Source organism: Nocardia pseudobrasiliensis NBRC 108224 (assembly GCF_001613105.1).
GTDB lineage: Bacteria > Actinomycetota > Actinomycetes > Mycobacteriales > Mycobacteriaceae > Nocardia > Nocardia pseudobrasiliensis.
Genome location: NZ_BDBS01000070.1, coordinates 20,958 through 39,509 on the forward strand (window position 1 = coordinate 20,958; position 18,552 = coordinate 39,509).

Below are 18,552 nucleotides of genomic sequence, written 5' to 3' on the forward strand. Positions count from 1 at the left end.
GACCCCGCGCAGCACCGTGATCTCACCCCCCGAACCGTGGATGCGGATCCCGAGGCACCGCGCGGTAACCGGCCAATGCTAATTGGGCATTTCGAAGATCAGATAACGGTTGCGAGCGAACTCACAGCCAGCCGCGGCGGATAGCCTGCACGCCTGCCTGGAAGCGGGTGCTGGCGCCGAGTCGCTCCAGCAGGCTCGCGGTTCGACGCACCACCGTGCGCCGGGACATGCCCAAACGGCGGGCAATGGTGTCGTCGGTCGCGCCCAGACCCATCAGGGTGAGGATCGCCCGGTCCCGCTCGTCGAGCGGTTCGCTCGGATTCACCGAGATGGGCGCGGACAGCGACCAGAGCACGTCGAAGACCCGAATCAACATATCCAGGCTGGGCGACGGGCCGACGCGCAGACCCATCGGATCGCCGCGTCGCTCGTCGTGATGCAGCATGACGCTGGCCCGCTCGCCATCGGCGATGATGACCTTGATCGGCGGATCGGGCAGGGTACGGGCCTGCGCGCCCGCGGAGGTCACGGCCAGCGCGTGGCGCAGCCGATCGGGATCCTGATAGATCGTGTCCTGATACAGCAGTTGATAGCGCACGCCCGCATCGATGCGCGCGGCCTTGAGTTCGAACAGCCGCTCGGCCTTCTCGTCGTCGCAGACGTAAGGGCCGCGTTCGACCAGACGGATGGTCTTGCGCGCATTGCGTTGCAGGTCCTCGAATTCCGCGACCATTTCGCGGGTTTCGTACATCGGCACGACGGTTCCGTCGCCGCGGGCCGAGCGGCGCACCGAGCGGAACGTCTCACCCAGTCGGGCCGCGGCGGCGTGCATGCGCGCGGTTTCGGCCTGCCGCCGCCGGGATTCGGCCTCCGACAACGCCTCCGGCGCATGCGCGTCCCAGACGACCACGCCGTCGCTCTCGATCCGGACGACCGCCTGCCACTCGCACAGCACATTCAGCGCGTCGGCGACCATCTCGGCCGACAGGCCCAGATCGGCGGACAGTTCTGTCAGGCCGGACCGCGGGCGCTGGATCAGCGCCGCGTACGTGCGCCCGTACAGCGAATCGGTATCGAACAGCTCGTGCAAACCCGTCAACCCACCACACCCCCGGCGGAAACCGGTGGCCTCAGTCCCGGGGACCCCACTGCTGCGACAGCAGTACGCCCTTGCTCGCCAGATACGAGGCCGGATCGATTTTAGCGTCGCTGGGATCCCAGATCTCCAGGTGCAGATGCGGTCCGGTGGAATCGCCGCGATTGCCGACCGTCGCGATCACATCGCCCGCGTTCACGCGCTGGCCGACATGGGTGAGGATGTCGTTGACGTGGCCGTACACCGCGGTGGTGCCGTCATCGTGCTTGACCCGCACCCACAGTCCGAAACCCGAGGCCGGACCGGCATCGATGACGGTGCCGTTCTCGATCGAGTGGATGGGCGCGCCGATCGGATCGGCGAAGTCGACACCGTAATGGAAAGCGCCCCACCGGGAGCCGAAGCCGGAGCTGACCACACCGGCGACCGGGCGCACCGCGGGCGCGGTCGGGATCGCCTGCTGCTGCAAACCCTTGATCACCTGCTCGGCCTGTGCGAGCGGACCGGCCACCTCGGGCGGAAGATTCTGCAGGCCGAACGGCGTCGCGACCGGAGCGGGCGCGGCGGCGGGCGTGACTTCCGGTGCGGTGGGCGCACTCTCGGCGACCAGCGCGAGGCCGGTGGGCGCGGGCTTGCCCTCCTTCGCCTCCTTGATCGGCTCCGAGGCGACCTCGAGGGTGACCGGATCGTCGCCACCGGCATTGTTTCCGGGCAGCAGCGGCGCGGCGTGCGCGAGCTGGGAAGCCGTGCCGATCAGGGCGCCAGCGGCGACCGCGGCGCTGGCGGCCAGCTTCATCCGATCGGCGGCCCGGGATTCGGACCGGTGCCGGGTCGGCCGTCCGGCAGCACCATCTTCCAGCAAATCCCAGACCGATACGGATGTGGAGGTCTCACGGTGATGCGGCAAGGCTCGTCCTAGCGTCGATCAACTAAGTGGCCGCCGGACCGAAACCATCGTTCGGTAACGATTCGGCATCTCTTGTGACGGAAACTGTACTCCGTCGTGACCTTTCCGCAACCTTCCGCACAAAACACGCTGCTCGAGACGGGGATCACAGCGGCGCGACCGGCGTCACACGGGTCAGACTGGGACGGTGATCCTCGACGAGCTGCGGACCCCGATCGTGCTGGCCCCCATGGCCGGCGGACCCTCCACCCCCGAACTCGCGGCGGCGGTTTCCGAGGCCGGCGGCCTCGGCTTCCTCGCCACCGGATATCTGAGCGCCGCCGATACCGGCGAACGCATCGCGCGCCTGCGCGAGCTCAGCGCCGCGCCGTTCGGGGTGAATCTGTTCGCCCCCGGCGCGGCGACCGCCCCGGACCGCTTCGCCGCCTACCTCGATCGACTCGGCCGCCAGTTCCCGCTCGGCGAGCCGAAATTCGACGACGACGATTGGGACGCGAAACTCGAGCGGCTGACCGCCGATCCGGTGCCGGTGGTGTCGTTCACCTTCGGCTGCCCGTCGGCGCAGGAGATCGAACGCCTGCACGCGGCCCGTTCGGAGGTGTGGGTGACGGTCACCTCGGTGCCCGAGGCGCGCATCGCGATCGAGGCCGGGGCCGATGTGCTGGTGGCCCAGGGCTCCGAGGCCGGTGGGCATCGGGCCAGTTTTCTGGATCGCGCGGAAGACGATGCGACCGATCCCCTCTCGGTGCTCGCGCTGTTGCAACTGCTCACCGCCGCCGTCGACCGCCCGATCGTGGCGACCGGCGGCCTGATCACCGGGGCGGGCATCGCGGCGGCGCTCGCGGCGGGTGCGGCGGCCGTGCAGTTGGGTACCGCGTTCCTGCGCTGTCCCGAGGCGGGTACCTCGGCGCTGCATCGCGATGCCCTGCCGATCGAGACCCCGACCATGCTGACCCGAGCGTTCAGCGGACGCCGGGCGCGCGGACTGCGCAACCAGTTCATCCTCGACAATCCCGACGCACCGGTCGCCTACCCCGAAATCCATTACGCCACCAGCCCGTTGCGTAAGGCCGCACGCGAGGCGGGCAACGCCGACGCGGTGAACCTCTGGGCTGGTCAGACCCACACCCTGGCCGTGGAGGCGCCCGCGGGCGAGGTGGTGCGCAACCTGTCCGCAGCCGCGAAATCCGCTCTGAACCAGGCACTCTCGTCGCGAATCCAGTCTTGTTGACAACGTTTTTCGTTTAGACTCGTGGGGGTCAGCATCCGCCATCCCTGAGGAGAGCGTCATGTCACTGGACGTCCCAACCGCACTACTCGAGCGGGCCGAACGCGGCGAGGTCAGCGACGACGAATTCGTCGAATGCGTGCGCAATTCCCTGCCCTACGCGTATGAGGTGGTCAGCCGGGTGGCGGCCGACTTACGTTCGGGCACAGCAGAATTCGCGGACAACCAACTCGCCCCGCCGGATGAGACGGCCCGCGGCCAGCTGCTGCGCGCGATGGCCTCCGACGCGATCCGCGGTGGCCTGGAACGGCACTTCGGCGTGAAGATCGCCTTCCAGAACTGCCACCGGGTGGCGGCCTTCCCGCTGTCCGCCGTCGGCGGCGACACCTACAGCCGCTTCATCTCCACCCGCGCCCAGCTCCTCAACCAGAGCCCGGAACTGCGCAACTGCTGATCCGGCCGGGGAACTGGCAACAGGCCCGGCCCCGAAAGAACCGGCGCGAGCGAACCCCTCCCGCTCGCGCCGGTTTCGGCCGTTGTCAACGGGTCAGGGCTTGCGGCCGACTCCCGCCCAGTACCAGGCGGATTTGGGGTCGGCCGGGGCGGCGGTGGCCGAATCGTCGGCGAGTTCGGGCCGCCACGTGATCACCGGGACGACGCCGGGTTCGATGATTTCCGTTCCGCCGAAGAGACTTTCGGTTTCGGCGTGGCTGCGCGGATAGAAGGTGATTCCGGCCCGTTCCGAGGCCAGCACCACATTCATCATCGCCCGCGGGTCGAAATCGGCTGTGGGATGGGTGATCACGAGACAGCTGCCCGGCGGCAGGGCTTTCAGCAGGCGGGTGACGATACCGTGCGGATCGTCCTCGTCGCGGAAGTACATCAGCACCGCGACCAGCATGAGCGCCACCGGCCGGTCCAGGTCCAGCGTCTCGGCCAACACCGGCTCGGCCAGGATCGCCTCGGGATCATGCAGATCGGCGTGGATGAACGCGGTCCGGCCCTCGCGCGTACTGGCCATGAGCGCCCGCGCGTGCGCCAGCACGATCGGATCGTTGTCCACGTAGACGATGCGGGCGGCCGGATCGATCTGCTGGGCGACCTCGTGGGTATTGCCCGCGGTCGGGATACCGGTCCCGATGTCGAGGAACTGGTTGATGCCCAGATCCTGGATCACATAGCGCACGGCCCGGCCCAGAAATGCCCGATTGGCACGGGCCATCTCACGAATCGCGGGGACGTGGGCGGCGATCGCGTCGCCGAGCGCGCGGTCGGCCGGATAGTTGTCCCGGCCACCCAGCCAATAATCGTAGACCCGGGCCTCGTGCGCGACATTGGTATCGATCTTGGTGGGTAATCGGGAAGCGGTCTTGTCCGACATGGTGGAACTCTTTCCTGTCACTTGGCGACAGAATAGTTCAGCGAACACCTGGCATGCGGGCCTTCGGGCGATAATTCACCGAACCGATCCGGCCTCTCCAAAAACTAGAGATCGACCGGTTTTCCTTCGAATATCCCCTTCGGACGGGATTATCCAGCGCCCGTATTTCCCGAACGGAAACATTCGGCAGTCCCGTCCCCGCAACGCGACAGCAATGCTCGATCAGTCCCCGCGCAACAGCCGCTTGAGCACCTTGCCCGTCGGGTTGCGCGGCAGCTCCTCGAGGAAAACCACCCGCCGAGGCACCTTGTAGCGAGCCAGATTCGCCTTCACATGCGCTTTGACGGTGTCGTCGTCGAGGTCGGGATCCTCGCGCACCACGAAAGCCTCGACCCGAGCGCCGAATTCGTCGTCTGGAACGCCGAGTACGGCCGCCTCGCGAATTCCGGGATGGGCGTTCAGCAGTTCCTCGATCTCACCCGGAAAGACATTCTCCCCACCCGATACGATCATGTCGTCGTCGCGCCCATCGATGAAAAGCCGACCGGTCGAATCGAAATGGCCGATATCGCCGGAGGACATCAGCCCGCCGACCCGCTCCTTGTCCCCGCCGCCGGTATAGCCATCGAATTGCACGGCATTGGCCACGAAGATCCGTCCGGTCACCCCGCGCGGCGTCTCGCGACCCTCGTCGTCGAGGATCTTCACCACCGAGCCGAGCACCGGCCGCCCCACGCATCCCGGTTCCGCCGCAAGATCTTCCGGCGTCGCGACGGTGGCGTAGGCGACCTCGGTCGAGCCGTAGAGGTTGTAGACCACCGGCCCGAACAGTTCGGTCGTCCGGCGGCACAGATCCGCGCCCAGCTGCGAACCCGCCACGAACACGATGCGCAGCGCCGACAGATCCCGTCCGGTCAGCGCGTTCGGCGGCAGCTCGGCGATGCGGGCCAGCATGACCGGCACGGCGACGAGCGCGGTCGCGCGGTGGCGCGACATGCTGTCGATCACCCGCTGTGGATCGAATCGCCGCCGGATCACCAGCGTGGATCCGAAGCCGATGGCCAGCAGCGCCATCGCGAAGCCGAGCGTATGAAACAGCGGCGCAGGACATTCCGTCACCTCGCGGGTGCGGAAGGGCACTTTGCTCAAGATCGCGCCCAGCGGTTCCAGCGAGCGCGGTTCCGGCCGCGTGGCGCCCTTCGGCGTTCCGGTGGTCCCGCTGGTCAGCAACACCACCTTGGCGCCGTGGGCGGGCGCGGGCGGCGGTACGGGCGAACCCGCGCCGATGAGCGATTCCAGACTGCTGGTGTGCGCGGAATCGGTCCAGGCGCGATACGCGCCGCGCCGGGGGCTGAGCGTGCCGAGGATCGGCTCGTACTCCTCGTCGTAGACCAGTAGATCCACACCCTCGCGGGCGGCCACGTCGTGCAGCTGCGGGCCCGCGAAATCGGTGTTGAGCAATACGATTCGGGTTCCGCACTTGGCCGCGGCGAATACCGCGTCGAGCAGCCCGCGATGATTGCGCGCCAGAATCGCCACGCCCTCACCGGAATTCAGCCCGCGCCTACGCCATTCGTTGGCCAGGCGCGTGGAGCGATCGTCGAGTTCGCGGAAGCTCAGCGTGCCCGATTCGTCGACGAGCGCGGCCCGATCGCCGTAGCGCGCGGCCGACAGTCGCAGCAGCGCGGGCAGCGCGCCGTAGCGCAGCAGCGTGGCGCCCGCACTGAGCAGGGGTAGCGGCGATTCGACGCCCACCAGACCGCTGCCGACGGCCAGGCGCAGCGATTCCAGTTCGATCCAGGCGCGGATGCCCAGATTCCGGAGCAGGGTCGAGGTCATGGCGAACTCCGTTTGCTCTCCATCAGGTGGCACGTCGCCCGCGGCCGGTCGGCCGCGGGCGACGCGTGACTAGCGACCGTGCGTACGCAGCTGATACAGCCCGGTAGTCTCGGCGACCACCGTGCCGTCGGCGTCGATCACCTTCGCGTGCAACGTGAACTCACCCTTCCCGTTGGCGTCGGCGTCGGCGATGATGCGGTCGATCTCCTCCTGCGACAGATGCGCCTCGGCCCGCACATCGGATTTGGCGGGCCGGCGGAAGAAGATCTGCAGATCCTTCACCAGCGGGTAGTACTTCGACATATCGAAGCTGGCCAACTGGATCGCACCACCGAGCACCTCCGCCACGGTGAACAGCACCCCGGCGTACATCGCGCCGAAGTGATTGCCGTTGCCCTCGATCGGAACGGTGGACGAGGCGTAGCCGGGCCGCACCTCGACCGCCCGCACTCCCATCCGGTACGCGACCGGGATGGTGAGCTCCAATCCGCTGTTCACCATGTCCGCGAACGCCGGGGCGTCGCTGTTCGTCTCGGTCATGCCCACATCCCTTTCTGCACCACTACGTGCCCGGTCCGCGACCGGTGGGCTCAGGGTACGACATGCTGTTGGCGGTCCGTCAATACCGCGCGTGCGGCAGTGTGGCCACCTTCAGCTCGCCGTCGGCGTATCGCGCGCGCAGTCGCTTCTTGTCGAATTTGCCGACGCTGGTCTTGGGGATCTCATCGATGAAGGCCCAGTGCTCGGGCAGCTGCCACTTGGCGAACTTGCCCGCGAGGAATTCGCGCAACTCCTCCGCGTCGGCCGTCGCGCCCTCCTTGAGCACGACCGCCACCAGCGGGCGCTCGTCCCACTTCTCGTCCGGAATGCCGATCACCGACGCCTCGGCCACGGCCGGATGGCCCATGATCGCGTTCTCCAGATCGACCGAGGAGATCCATTCGCCGCCGGACTTGATCACATCCTTGGAGCGGTCGACCAGTGTGAGATAGCCGTTGGGACTGATCTTTCCGACATCACCGGTGCGCAGCCAGCCGTCGTGGAACTTGTCCGGATCCACGCTCTCGCCCTCGGGCGAGTAATAGGAGGCGGTGATCCACGGCCCGCGCACCTCGACCTCGCCGAGCGCCTCGCCGTCGTTGGGGACTACGGATCCGTCGTCGGCGACCAGCCGCGCCTGCACCGGCGCGGGGAATCGGCCCTGCGTGTAGCGGTAGGCCCATTCCTCTTCGCCCGTAACGCCTTTCGGCGCGTGCGCCACACTGCCCAGCGGTGAGGTCTCGGTCATACCCCACGCGTGCAGCAGTCGCACGCCGTGCTTCTCCTGGAAGGCCCGCATCATCGACGGCGGCACCGCCGAACCGCCGACCACCACGGTCCGCAGATGCGAGATGTCCTGCGGCTGCGCGTCCAGTCCCGCCAGCACGCCGCCCCAGATGGTCGGCACCGCGGCGGCGAAGGACGGTTTCACCTCGCCCATCAGTTGCAGCAGCGGACCGGGCTGCAGGAAGCGGTCGGGCATCAGCAGATTCGAGCCCGCCATCATCGCGGCGTAGGGAATCCCCCACGCGTTGGCGTGGAACAGCGGCACGATCGTCAGTACGGTGTCGCGCTCGGTGAAGCCCATACTGTTGGGCGAGATCACCTGCATGGCGTGCAACCAGTTCGAACGATGGGAGTAGACAACGCCTTTCGGGTCCCCGGTGGTGCCGGAGGTGTAGCACATACCGGCGGGCGACCGCTCGTCGATGACCGGGAAGTCATAGGTATCCGGTTGTCCCGCAAGCAGTTCGGTGTAGGAGTGCACCTCGACCCCGGCGGGCGCCTGCAGTGCGGCGGCGTCGCCGTTCACGACGATCACGTGGCGCACGGTCTTCAGATTCGGCAGATACTGGGCGAACATCGGCACCAGCGACCCGTCGACGAGCACCACCTTGTCCTCGGCGTGGTTGGCCACGTAGACGACCTGCTCCGGGAACAGCCGGATATTGAGCGCGTGCAGTACCGCGCCCATCGCGGGCACGGCCATATAGACGACCGTATGTTCGTTGTTGTTCCACATGAAGGTGGCTACCCGGTCGCCCTCACCGACCCCGAGACCGCGCAGCGCGTGGGCCAGGCGAGCCGCCTCCGCGCCGAGTTCCCGGTAGGTCATGGTGCGCACCCCGTCGCCGGTCCAGGTGGACACCGTACTGTCGCCCTGGAATGTCGCCGCATACCGCAGCAGCGTCGCCAGCGACAGCTGCTCGTCCTGCATCGTGCTCCACATCTGTACCGCTACTCCTTCATCGGTGAACGGGGTCACACATGCGCGAGGATAGCCGAAACCGTTACCGCCGGTATCCGGTAATCGGTGACGATCGGGACCGTGGAAGACGACCTGTCGAACAGGTATAACGACCGCGCGCGGCGAGCCCCACACACGCCGCGCGCGGCCGTCCTGCCGGCGGACGCTACCCGACATGAAGCGCCCGGCCCGGCAGACCGCCCGGTGCGCGCCCTACCCGCGGCGATACCCCCTGCGGCATCGCCGAACGGCCAAATGCGCACCGAGACAGGTCATTTGGAGGAAAAAGGTTAGTGCAAAATACTAGGTGCGAACCAGACGGTTGTCCAGTCAACCGCGAACATCGGTGTTCACAGCCGTCGGTCCGCCTCCGCACCGATCGACATACAGTGCGTGGGGAGAACCCCCGCTGGAAGGACGACCATGCCCGTCGAACGCATGCTGCCCACCCCGGAGGCCCGGGACCTGATCGAGCTGACCCGCGAGATCGCCGACAAGGTGCTCGAGCCGAACGTCGTGGACTACGAGCGGCACGAGACCTATCCGGCCGAGGCGTTCCGGGCGCTCGGCGCGGCGGGACTGCTGAGCCTGCCGTATCCGGAGGAGTTCGGCGGCGGCGCGCAGCCTTACGAGGTGTATCTGCAGGTTCTCGAGGAGCTGGCCGCGCGCTGGGCGGCGGTCGCGGTCGCGGTCAGCGTGCACAGCCTGTCGTGTCATCCACTGTTCGCCTTCGGCACGGCCGAGCAGCGGCAGCGCTGGCTGCCGGATATGCTGAGCGGCAATACGATCGGCGCGTACAGCCTGTCGGAACCGCATGCCGGTTCGGATGCGGCCGCGCTGCGCTGCCGGGCCACCGCGGTCGAGGACGGCTATCGGATCACCGGCTCCAAGGCGTGGATCACCAACGGCGGCAAGGCCGATTACTACACGCTGTTCGCTCGCACGGGTGAGGGTTCGCGCGGGATCTCGTGTTTCCTGGTGCCCGCCGACACCGCCGGACTGTCGTTCGGCAAACCCGAGGAGAAGATGGGGCTGCGGGCCGTGCCGACCACCACCGCCGCCTACGACGATGCCGTGATATCCGCCGACCGTCTCATCGGCGAACCGGGACAGGGACTTTCGATCGCGTTCAGCGCCCTGGACTCCGGACGGCTCGGCATCGCCGCCGTCGCGACCGGGCTGGCCCAGCGCGCCCTCGACGACGCGGTCGCCTACGCCCGCGAGCGGGAGGCGTTCGGCAAGCACATCATCGACCATCAGGGCCTGGGCTTCGTCCTGGCCGATATGGCCGCCGCGGTCGACTCCGCCCGGGCCACCTATATCGACGCCGCCCGCCGCCGCGATGCCGGACTGCCGTATTCGCGCCAGGCCAGCGTGGCCAAACTGGTGGCCACCGACGCCGCCATGAAGGTCACCACCGACGCGGTCCAGGTCTTCGGCGGCTACGGCTACACCCAGGACTTCCCGGTCGAGCGCTATATGCGCGAGGCCAAGGTCATGCAGATCTTCGAGGGGACCAATCAGATCCAGCGACTGGTCATCGCGCGCGGCCTGGCGGGCTGAAGCTGGCCGAAAATCTCGATTCCTGTCCGCCGATCTCTTCGATCTCGCAGGTGGACGGTCATATTCTTATCGTATGAGTCACACACCGTCCATCCTGATCATCGGCGCCGGATTCGGGGGCCTCGGGCTGGCGCTGGAGTTGCGGCGCGCCGGTATCGAGAACTTCACGATTCTCGAGAAGGCCGCCGATCTCGGCGGGGTGTGGCGCGAGAACACCTATCCCGGCGCGGCATGCGATGTGCCGTCACCGCTGTACTCGTGGTCGTTCGAACCGAAATCCGATTGGCCGCGGCGGTTTTCGGAGCAGCGCGATATCCACGCGTACATGCGGTCGGTGGCCGAGAAGTATCGGCTGCCGTCGAAGATCCGCTTCGACACCGAGGTCACCGACGCGGAATTCGATGAGCGCCAAGGGATCTGGCAGGTGCGCACGGCCGACGGCGCGACGCTGACCGCGGATGTGCTGGTCTCCGCGGTGGGTCAGCTGTCGCGTCCGGCCATGCCGAATCTGCCCGGCCTGGACACCTTCACCGGGCCCTCGTTCCACTCCGCGCAGTGGGATCACAGCGTCGATCTCACCGGTAAGCGGGTGGCCTGCATCGGTACGGGAGCCAGTGCGATCCAATACATTCCGGAGATCCAGCCGAAGGTCGGGCATCTGACGCTGTTCCAGCGGTCGGCGGCGTGGGTGCTGCCCAAACCCGATACCGAGTACACGCCCACGCATCACGCGCTGTTCAAGCACGTTCCGGCCACTCGGCTGGCGGAACGGTTCCTGATCTTCGCGACCTTCGACATCCTGGCCCTCGGCCTGACCGATGTACCGCTCATCAAGTACCCACTGATCGCGATCGCCGATCGCCATCGCACCAAGCAGGTTCCCGATGAGCAGCTGCGCCGCAAGCTCACTCCCGACTACGCGGCCGGATGCAAGCGCGGACTGTTCTCCAACGACTACTTCCCCGCCCTCACCCGTCCCAATGTGACCGTGGAGACCACCGCGATCGAGGCGATCACCCCCACCGGTATCCGCACCGGAGACGGCGTGGACCACGAGGTCGACGTGATCATCTTCGGCACCGGCTTCAAGGGCACCGAATTCCTGTCCCCCATGAACATCTACGGCCAGGGCGGCCGCAAGCTCTCCGACGAGTGGGCCCCCGAGGGCGCCCGCGCCTACCTCGGCATGTCGGTCCCCGGCTTCCCCAACCTGTTCATGATGTACGGCCCGAACACCAACCTCGGCTCCGGCTCGATCATCTACATGCTGGAGGCCCAGGCCCGCTACATCCGCCAGGCCACCCAGTACCTGTCCGCCCACCCCGGCCGCTTCATAGCCGCCCGCGCCGCCGTCGAACAGGCATGGGACGACTGGCTCCAAAAGCGCCTGAAGGACACCCCCTGGAACTTCTGCTCCAGCTGGTACCGCAACGCCTCCGGCCGCATCACCAACAACTGGCCCGGCGCGACAATCCTGTTCCGCTGGAAGACAAGACGTTTCAATCCCGCCGACTACGACGAGGGCTCCGCACTGAAAAGCTGACCCTGCTCACCGAACACCCACGGCGCCAAGACCACCAGCCACCCGTCCGGATCCTCGAACAACACCGCCCCATTGCGCTCCCAATACGGATTGGCGGGCGCGACGGGCCGATGCCCGTACTCGCGCATCCGGTCCACAACCACCGCCAACGCCTCGACCCCCCGCAGATACAGCACCAGCTGATTCTCCGGATGCGGCTCCGGCACCACCGGCGGCTCCCCATGCTGAGTGATCTCGAGCTGCACCCCACTCCCCGGCAACCCGAACACCACCCCGTCATACCCGTCATGCCCCCGCCACCGAGCCAACACCGGCAACCCCACCGCCGCCTCGTAAAACGCCATCACCTCGACATACCGCCCCGTAGGCCGCGCAAACCGCACCGCCCCCACCCCCAAATGCTCAGGCCACACATACCCCCCAACCCCACGATGCGACCATTCCTTCCCTCACCGGGTAAACTCCGCCCAAAGCCCAGCCTCCGTAGCTCAGGGGATAGAGCAACCCTCTCCTAAAGGGTAGGTCGCAGGTTCGATTCCTGCCGGGGGCACAGAACAGATGGGAACACCATCACCGTCGGTGACAGCCGCAGTTGCGGCGTCACCCTCGGTGGGGGGTCGCGCCGTGCAGGGGTACGGATGTCTCGGCGAGGGCCGCATTCGCTGTTTCTCGCAGCAAATGGATGGTTTGGGCCGCCCACGGCCGCGTAGTGGGAGACAACGATCCGGCCCGAATTCGTCTCCGCGCGACAATGCCACCGGTCCCCGTACGGCCTACCGTTTCGGCACGAATCGCGGAGAACTCGAAACCAGCGACGACAGCTCGGTTTCCGGCAGAGTGGCCATGAGACCCCCGCCTCGAGAACAATCGCTCGGTCGGCACGGCCGACAAGGGGAGAACAGACGATGGTCGCGAAGGACGCACCCACACCCGACGAACTGGCCGCACCCCTGGATCTGCTGTTGACCGGATCCGCTCTCGGTATCGGCCGTCGCATGCTGCCGAACACGTCGTGGACCCGGCTCGCACTCGAGCTGGCCAGGCGGCCGCGGGTGGTCGCCGACCGGCTCGGTGGGCTCGGCACCGAACTGGTGGACATAGCCCGCGGACGCGGCGACCGCGCACCGGCCAAGGCCGACAAGCGCTTCACCGACGCGGCATGGCGCACCAACCCGCTGTTCCGGCGCGCCATGCAGAGCTATCTGGCCACCGACGAGACGGTGCACGCGCTGCTGGCCGACGCCGAGCTGGACTGGCGCGACGCGGAGTGGATGCGGTTCGTGATCGACAACATCACCGAGGGCCTGGCGCCGAGCAACAATCCACTGCTCAGCCCGCTGGCGTGGAAAGCGCTGGTGGACACCGGCGGAGCGAGCGCGGTCCGGGGCGTGCGGCATTTCCTCGACGACTTCTCGACTCCACCGCGAGTGCCGTCGATGGTGACGCCCGACGCGTTCACCGTCGGTGAGACCGTCGCGGCCACGCCCGGAGCCGTGGTGGCCCGCACCGAGATGTTCGAACTGATCGAGTACGCGCCGCAGACCGAGCGCGTGCACCCGACCCCGCTGCTGATGGTTCCCCCGGTGATCAACAAGTTCTACATCACCGATATCGCCCCCGGCCGCAGCATGATCGAATATCTGGTGCGCCAGGGGCAGCGGGTGTTCACCCTCTCGTGGCGCAATCCCACTGCCGAGCACCGGGATTGGGATCTCGACGGCTACGGCCGCGCCATACTGGACGCGCTGGAGGTGGTCGAGCGGATCACCGGCTCCGACCGCACCCACCTGCTGGCTTCCTGCTCCGGGGGCATCATCGCCGCCATGGTCGCGGCCCATCTGGCCGCGATCGACCAGGCCGAGCGCCTGGCGGGACTGACGCTGCTGGTGACCGTGCTCGACCAGAGCCGCGCCGGGCTGGCCGCGGCGGCCGTGGACGAGGACACCGCGAAGATCGCGATTGGATTGTCCGCGCGCACAGGCTATCTCGACGGGCGGGCCCTGGCGGAGGTCTTCGCGTGGCTGCGGCCCACGGATCTGGTGTGGCGCTACTGGGTCAACAACTATCTCCAGGGCCGCACGCCGGAACCCTTCGACGTGCTGTTCTGGAACGCCGACACCACCCGTCTACCCGCCGCGCTGCACCGCGATCTGGTCCTGATGGGTGTCCGCAATTCGCTTGTCGCACCGGACGGAGCAGCCATGCTCGGCACGCCGGTAAATCTGTCGGCGCTGCCGACCGACACCTATGTGGTGGCCGGGGTCGCCGATCACATCTCGCCGTGGCAGGCCTGCTATCGCAGCGCACGACTGCTGGGCAGCAAGGAGCAGCGCTTCGTGCTGTCCACCAGCGGGCATATCGCCGCACTGGTCAATCCTCCCGGAAATCCCAAGGCCTCCTACCGCATCGGGCCCGCCGATCGGGTCGAGCCCAACGACTGGCTGGCAGCCACCGCGCCCGAGCCCGGCTCATGGTGGCCCGACTACGCCCGATGGCTCGCCGAGCACGATGGCACGGATATCGACGCACCCGCCCAGCCCGGCAGCGCCGAATTCCCGCCGCTCGCACCGGCTCCCGGCAGCTATGTGCACGAGCACTGAAGGGACGGGTATGTCGTTTCCGCACGGTCTGGGTGAACAGCGCCTCATTCCCGTTCTCGGGCAGCAGATCCGCGTCGATGTGCGCTGGGGCAGCGGCATTCCCCTTGTCCTGTGCAACGGCATCGGGGCGAGTCTGGAGGTGCTCGATCCGCTGATCACACGGTTGAATCCGGACACCACGGTGGTGCGGCTCGATGTGCCGGGAACCGGCGGATCTCCGGATTCCCCACTGCCCTATGGGTTTCCGTATCTGGCCGCCGTGCTGGCGCGGCTGCTTCGCAAACTGGGCCTGCGCGATCAGGTCGACGTGCTCGGCTTCTCCTGGGGTGGGGCCCTGGCCCAGCAGTTCGCCTTCCAATATCCCCGACGCTGCCGCACGCTCATCCTGGTAGCCACTGGCACCGGCCTCGTCATGGTGCCCGGCCGGCCCCGCGCGCTGCTGAAAATGCTCACGCCACGCCGGTTTCTGGACCACGAATACGCCGCACGCATCGCCGGGGAACTCTACGGCGGCAGCGCACGCGACAATCCGATACTCGTCCAGCTCCTCCTGGACCGACAACTCATGGCGGGCTCCCGGATCGGCTACCTGCATCAGCTGCTGGCGGGCGCGGTCTGGACGAGCCTGCCGGCCCTGCCCCTCATCCGGCAGCCCACCCTCCTCATCGCCGGCACCGACGACCCCATCATTCCGCTGGCCAACGTCCGGCTCATGCGGCGGCTGCTCCCCCACGCCACCGTGCACCTGCACTCCGGCGGGCATGTCGAGCTGATCACTGCCGCAACCGAATTAGCGCCGGTCATCGAACAGTTCCGCACCGCGCGGGCATGACAAAGCCCGCCACGGCAGCGTTTCGAGGGCCTTCGTCCCTATCCCGACCCCCACCGACAACGAAACCATGGAAACACCACAACTGAAGCAAGGAGCTGTCATGACAACCATCGAAGCACCCGGTTTACTGCGTCACCTGTGGGAAGTCAAGCTCGTCTCGGGACTCGCCGCCCTGGTTCTGGGCGTGATCGTCCTGGTCTGGCCCGGGATCTCGATCCTCGCCGCGGCCGTCCTGTTCGGAATATATCTGGTGGTATCCGGCCTGGCCGAAGTCGCCTTCGCATTCACCCTGCACGCCTCGGTGCCCTACCGCATCCTGCTGTTCCTGTCCGGCGCACTGTCGATCGCCCTGGGAGTCTTCGCTTTCCGGCACTTCGGAGCCGGATACGCGGTGCTGCTACTGGCCATCTGGGTCGGCATCGGATTCCTGTTCCAGGGCGTGGCCGAGACCGCGACAGCGCTCAGCTACGACGGGCTGCCCGGCCGCGGCTGGCACCTGTTCTTCGGCGCCATGAGCATGATCGCCGGACTCGTCATGCTGGCGTGGCCGTTCGACTCGATCGTCGTCCTCACCATCGTGACCGGCATCTGGCTGGTGATCCTGGGAGGCTTCCAGCTCGGATCGGCCTTCATGACCCGCCGGGCGGTGACCTCGACGGAACAGCGGATCGGCCGAGTCGTCCGTGGCGAACCGACCTCCGGCGGCGCGATCCCGTCCCACGGCTGACCGCCCGGCCGCGCGAGGGCAGCCCAGGACCTTCGGCCCTGGCAGCCGCATCGTAATCGGGCGCAGTCTTTTCCCGTACGGCGCGTCCACTCGGTTCGACAGGGAGTCGGCGGTGAAATCGCCGGGGGATCGCGCCGGTGACGAATCGAAGCCATGCTCATGAGAACCGACGAGAACACGCTGATCCGCTACGTCGCAGAGCGACTCGTGACGCGGCACCCCGACCTGCCACCGGCTCGGATCGCCGACATGGTGCATCACGCGCACGCTCGGTTCGACGGCGTCAAGGTGCGCGATTTCGTTCCATTGCTCGTCGAGCGCAGGGTCACAAACGAACTGGCGACGATGCATGGATGAACCCGAACAGGCCGGAGCGGTGGGCGAGGACGAAAATAGGGAGGTCGACGATAACCGCCTCGCCGAACGTGGACACCACCGCCGCGTGGGCCGCCCGCACAGCGCCGACGAAGGCGCGATCGTGGCGGCGGAAGCCGTTGCGGCACAGCTACGATCGGACAATCCGCCGCACGGCCCACGCGGTCGGCGATTCGATCAGCGGTCACCGTTTCGGATCGGGTTGATGGCGTCGGCGGGTGTCGCCGTCACCTACGGCGCGGTGCGACTGCTCGGCGCGGCGTCCTCGGTACTGGTATTGGTCGGCGCGGCACTGTTTTTCGCGTTGGGCTTGGAGCCCGCCGTGTCGGGACTGGTGAATCGCAAGGTCCCCCGATGGGCGGCGGTGAGCCTGGTGCTCGTGGCGGTCTTCGGCGTCCTGGCCGCGATGATCGCGGCGGCCATACCGCCACTGGTTCAGCAAGCACAACAGTTCCTCGAACAGGCCCCGCACCTGCTCGAACAGGCCCAGAACCACTCCAGCGCGATCGGCCGACTCGACGAGCGCTTCCATATCCGACAACGAATCACCGACGGGATCGATCACCTGGGCGCCCCGGCGATCGGAACGGTTTTCGAGGCCGGACGGACGGTGTTCGGTGCGGTGTCGGAGGTGGGGATCGTGGCCGTGCTCACCGTCTATTTCCTCGCCGATATGCCGCGGATCCGGGCGACGATGTACCGGTTCGTGCCCAACTCCCGGCGGCCTCGTGCGATCCTGCTCGGCGACGAAGTGATGGCCAAGATCGGTGACTACGTCTTCGGCAACGTATTGACCTCGCTCATCGCCGGAGCGGCCACGTTCGTGTGGTGCATGTTCCTCGATGTGCCCTACGCGCTGCTGCTGGGCGTTTTCGTCGCGATCATCGACCTGTTCCCCTACGGTTCCACCGTCGGCGGAATCGTCGTCGCCCTGGTCGCGCTGGCGGTCTCGATCCCGGTCTGTCTTGCCACGGTCGGGTTCTACATCGTGTTCCGGCTGGCCGAGGACTACCTGCTGACACCCCGGATCGTCGGCCGGGCGGTGCGGGTGCCGGGCGGTGTGACCGTGGTGGCCGTGCTCATCGGCGCGGCGCTGCTCGGCGTCGTCGGGGCACTGGTGGCGATCCCGGTCGCCGCCGCACTACAGCTACTCGTCTCCGAACTGCTGTTCCCCACACTCGATGACACATAGCCCCGGATCTTGCGCGCCATATCGGCGAGGGTACTGGCACGAAGTTCCCACGAACCGGCCGCGTTCACGCACCAACAGGCGAAGCGAAAGCGACGCTCTGCAACTGCGTGACAGCCTTCGTGCCGGCATGCGATGTCGCTCAGGGCTCGTGGTCGCTTGCCGCGGCAGATCAGGATCCACCGGGCAGACCGCGGCGGATACCGTGCCTTCGGTGCTGGAGCTGGATGCCGAGCCTGTCGCCGGGATCCAGTTCTGCTCCTACGGCTTCGGCGGTATCGGGCCCTATCTGGTGGTGAATGAGCGCGATACCGCTGTCACCGATGTGCGAAGTTGATCCGGTTCTTGTTCGTTGTACGTCCGCGCCGGTTCCACACCATGTGACCTGAACCCGGCCGCGCCGGATGGTCAGCGGGCGTGATAGTCCGATACCAGCCAGCGCCCGTCGGCGTGCTGCACGGTGACCGTCAGCAGCGTCGAGGCGGTGACCGGATCGGGATGCTGCACGTTCTGGGTCGTCTGGCTGGCGAAGACCGTGACGGTGTAGACGCCGTTGTCGCCCGGAGTCACCGCGGTGGCGGTCACCTCGCCGCGGGCGATGACCTGGGCGTCGGTCATGATCTTGCCGAGGGTGTCGTGGACGGTGGTGTACCGGTCGGCCAGGGCGCCGGTGGTACCGGCGCGCACGCTGTCGAAGAAGGCGTCGAGCCGGTGGAAGTCGTAGGTCAGCGACTTCGTCGCGTAGTCCCTGGCGACCGCGGCGGCCCGCTCGGCGTCGGCGGAGCGCTGCCGCATGGCCCGCAGGTCGTCCGCGTTCCGGTGCCACTCCCAGGCCGACCAGCCTCCCGCGGCGACGAGCACGGTCGCGCCGAGCGCACCCAGCCTCCTCCCCCAGGGCGATCGGGTCCAGCGCGCCCGCCCTCCGAGGGCGGCGTCGGCGTCGAGAGTCGGTGCGGTGCGGTCCATTTCGAGGGTCATGGTGGTC

Annotated in this window: 18 protein-coding genes and 1 tRNA gene; 11 read left to right on the top strand and 8 right to left on the bottom strand. The window is 67.4% G+C overall.

Annotated features, from left to right (window positions below; all coding sequences use genetic code 11):
- Positions 1 to 121: 121 nt before the first annotated feature.
- Together NP4_RS37525 and NP4_RS37530 are read right to left on the bottom strand one after the other, a co-directional pair.
- Entirely contained in the window at positions 122 to 1,099 is a 978-nt protein-coding gene (locus NP4_RS37525) for a helix-turn-helix transcriptional regulator (RefSeq protein ID WP_068008721.1), read from the bottom strand.
- A 31-nt stretch (positions 1,100 to 1,130) separates the two neighbouring features.
- On the bottom strand, positions 1,131 to 2,003 hold the full coding sequence (locus NP4_RS37530; protein ID WP_068008724.1) for a M23 family metallopeptidase: 873 nt from the start codon (positions 2,001 to 2,003) through the stop codon (positions 1,131 to 1,133).
- Positions 2,004 to 2,190: 187 nt separating this feature from the next.
- On the opposite strand from NP4_RS37530, the gene NP4_RS37535 reads away from it, so the two are divergent.
- Together NP4_RS37535 and NP4_RS37540 are read left to right on the top strand one after the other, a co-directional pair.
- Complete coding sequence (locus tag NP4_RS37535; protein ID WP_174556220.1) at positions 2,191 to 3,234, top strand: nitronate monooxygenase; 1,044 nt, start codon at positions 2,191 to 2,193, stop codon at positions 3,232 to 3,234.
- Between the two features lie 58 nt (positions 3,235 to 3,292).
- Complete coding sequence (locus tag NP4_RS37540) at positions 3,293 to 3,685, top strand: SCO5389 family protein (protein WP_062507133.1); 393 nt, start codon at positions 3,293 to 3,295, stop codon at positions 3,683 to 3,685.
- 93 nt (positions 3,686 to 3,778) lie between these two features.
- Here the strand turns inward: NP4_RS37540 and NP4_RS37545 are convergent, their stop codons facing one another.
- The 4 genes from NP4_RS37545 to NP4_RS37560 form a co-directional block, all read right to left on the bottom strand.
- Positions 3,779 to 4,612, bottom strand: a complete 834-nt coding sequence (locus tag NP4_RS37545; RefSeq protein WP_068008726.1) for an SAM-dependent methyltransferase — start codon at positions 4,610 to 4,612, stop codon at positions 3,779 to 3,781.
- A 222-nt stretch (positions 4,613 to 4,834) separates the two neighbouring features.
- On the bottom strand, positions 4,835 to 6,451 hold the full coding sequence (locus NP4_RS37550; protein WP_068008729.1) for an acyl-CoA synthetase: 1,617 nt from the start codon (positions 6,449 to 6,451) through the stop codon (positions 4,835 to 4,837).
- A gap of 69 nt (positions 6,452 to 6,520) precedes the next feature.
- A complete protein-coding gene (locus NP4_RS37555; RefSeq protein ID WP_082876569.1) occupies positions 6,521 to 6,991 on the bottom strand; it encodes a YiiD C-terminal domain-containing protein in 471 nt (156 codons plus the stop codon).
- 79 nt (positions 6,992 to 7,070) lie between these two features.
- Positions 7,071 to 8,720: a long-chain fatty acid--CoA ligase gene (locus NP4_RS37560; protein ID WP_068008778.1), complete on the bottom strand. Its 1,650-nt coding sequence runs from the start codon at positions 8,718 to 8,720 to the stop codon at positions 7,071 to 7,073.
- Between the two features lie 441 nt (positions 8,721 to 9,161).
- On the opposite strand from NP4_RS37560, the gene NP4_RS37565 reads away from it, so the two are divergent.
- Both NP4_RS37565 and NP4_RS37570 read left to right on the top strand, forming a co-directional pair.
- The gene (locus NP4_RS37565; RefSeq protein ID WP_068008733.1) at positions 9,162 to 10,301 is read left to right on the top strand and encodes an acyl-CoA dehydrogenase family protein; all 1,140 of its coding nucleotides are present in this window, start codon (positions 9,162 to 9,164) and stop codon (positions 10,299 to 10,301) included.
- Positions 10,302 to 10,374: 73 nt separating this feature from the next.
- Positions 10,375 to 11,844, top strand: coding sequence for a flavin-containing monooxygenase (locus NP4_RS37570; RefSeq protein WP_068008737.1), 1,470 nt, complete (start codon positions 10,375 to 10,377; stop codon positions 11,842 to 11,844).
- Here the strand turns inward: NP4_RS37570 and NP4_RS37575 are convergent.
- Complete coding sequence (locus NP4_RS37575) at positions 11,814 to 12,257, bottom strand: VOC family protein (RefSeq protein ID WP_082876570.1); 444 nt, start codon at positions 12,255 to 12,257, stop codon at positions 11,814 to 11,816. The genes NP4_RS37570 and NP4_RS37575 overlap by 31 nt on opposite strands.
- Before the next feature lie 64 nt (positions 12,258 to 12,321).
- Between NP4_RS37575 and NP4_RS37580 the strand changes: the two genes are divergently transcribed.
- From NP4_RS37580 to NP4_RS43020, 7 genes are all read left to right on the top strand, one after another.
- Positions 12,322 to 12,394 (top strand) — tRNA-Arg (locus tag NP4_RS37580).
- Positions 12,395 to 12,749: 355 nt separating this feature from the next.
- A complete protein-coding gene (locus tag NP4_RS37585; RefSeq protein WP_068008739.1) occupies positions 12,750 to 14,444 on the top strand; it encodes a PHA/PHB synthase family protein in 1,695 nt (564 codons plus the stop codon).
- Positions 14,445 to 14,454: 10 nt separating this feature from the next.
- Positions 14,455 to 15,276, top strand: coding sequence for an alpha/beta fold hydrolase (locus NP4_RS37590; RefSeq protein WP_068008742.1), 822 nt, complete (start codon positions 14,455 to 14,457; stop codon positions 15,274 to 15,276).
- A gap of 100 nt (positions 15,277 to 15,376) precedes the next feature.
- Complete coding sequence (locus NP4_RS37595; protein ID WP_068008745.1) at positions 15,377 to 16,003, top strand: HdeD family acid-resistance protein; 627 nt, start codon at positions 15,377 to 15,379, stop codon at positions 16,001 to 16,003.
- A gap of 159 nt (positions 16,004 to 16,162) precedes the next feature.
- Positions 16,163 to 16,360: a three-helix bundle dimerization domain-containing protein gene (locus NP4_RS37600; RefSeq protein ID WP_068008784.1), complete on the top strand. Its 198-nt coding sequence runs from the start codon at positions 16,163 to 16,165 to the stop codon at positions 16,358 to 16,360.
- Positions 16,353 to 17,570, top strand: a complete 1,218-nt coding sequence (locus tag NP4_RS37605) for an AI-2E family transporter (RefSeq protein WP_114755896.1) — start codon at positions 16,353 to 16,355, stop codon at positions 17,568 to 17,570. Before NP4_RS37600 ends, NP4_RS37605 begins: the two co-directional genes overlap by 8 nt.
- Before the next feature lie 211 nt (positions 17,571 to 17,781).
- Positions 17,782 to 17,904, top strand: coding sequence for a hypothetical protein (locus NP4_RS43020; RefSeq protein ID WP_255285629.1), 123 nt, complete (start codon positions 17,782 to 17,784; stop codon positions 17,902 to 17,904).
- Between the two features lie 71 nt (positions 17,905 to 17,975).
- On the opposite strand, the gene NP4_RS37615 is transcribed toward NP4_RS43020, so the two are convergent.
- Entirely contained in the window at positions 17,976 to 18,545 is a 570-nt protein-coding gene (locus NP4_RS37615; protein ID WP_082876571.1) for a hypothetical protein, read from the bottom strand.
- Positions 18,546 to 18,552 lie beyond the last annotated feature (7 nt).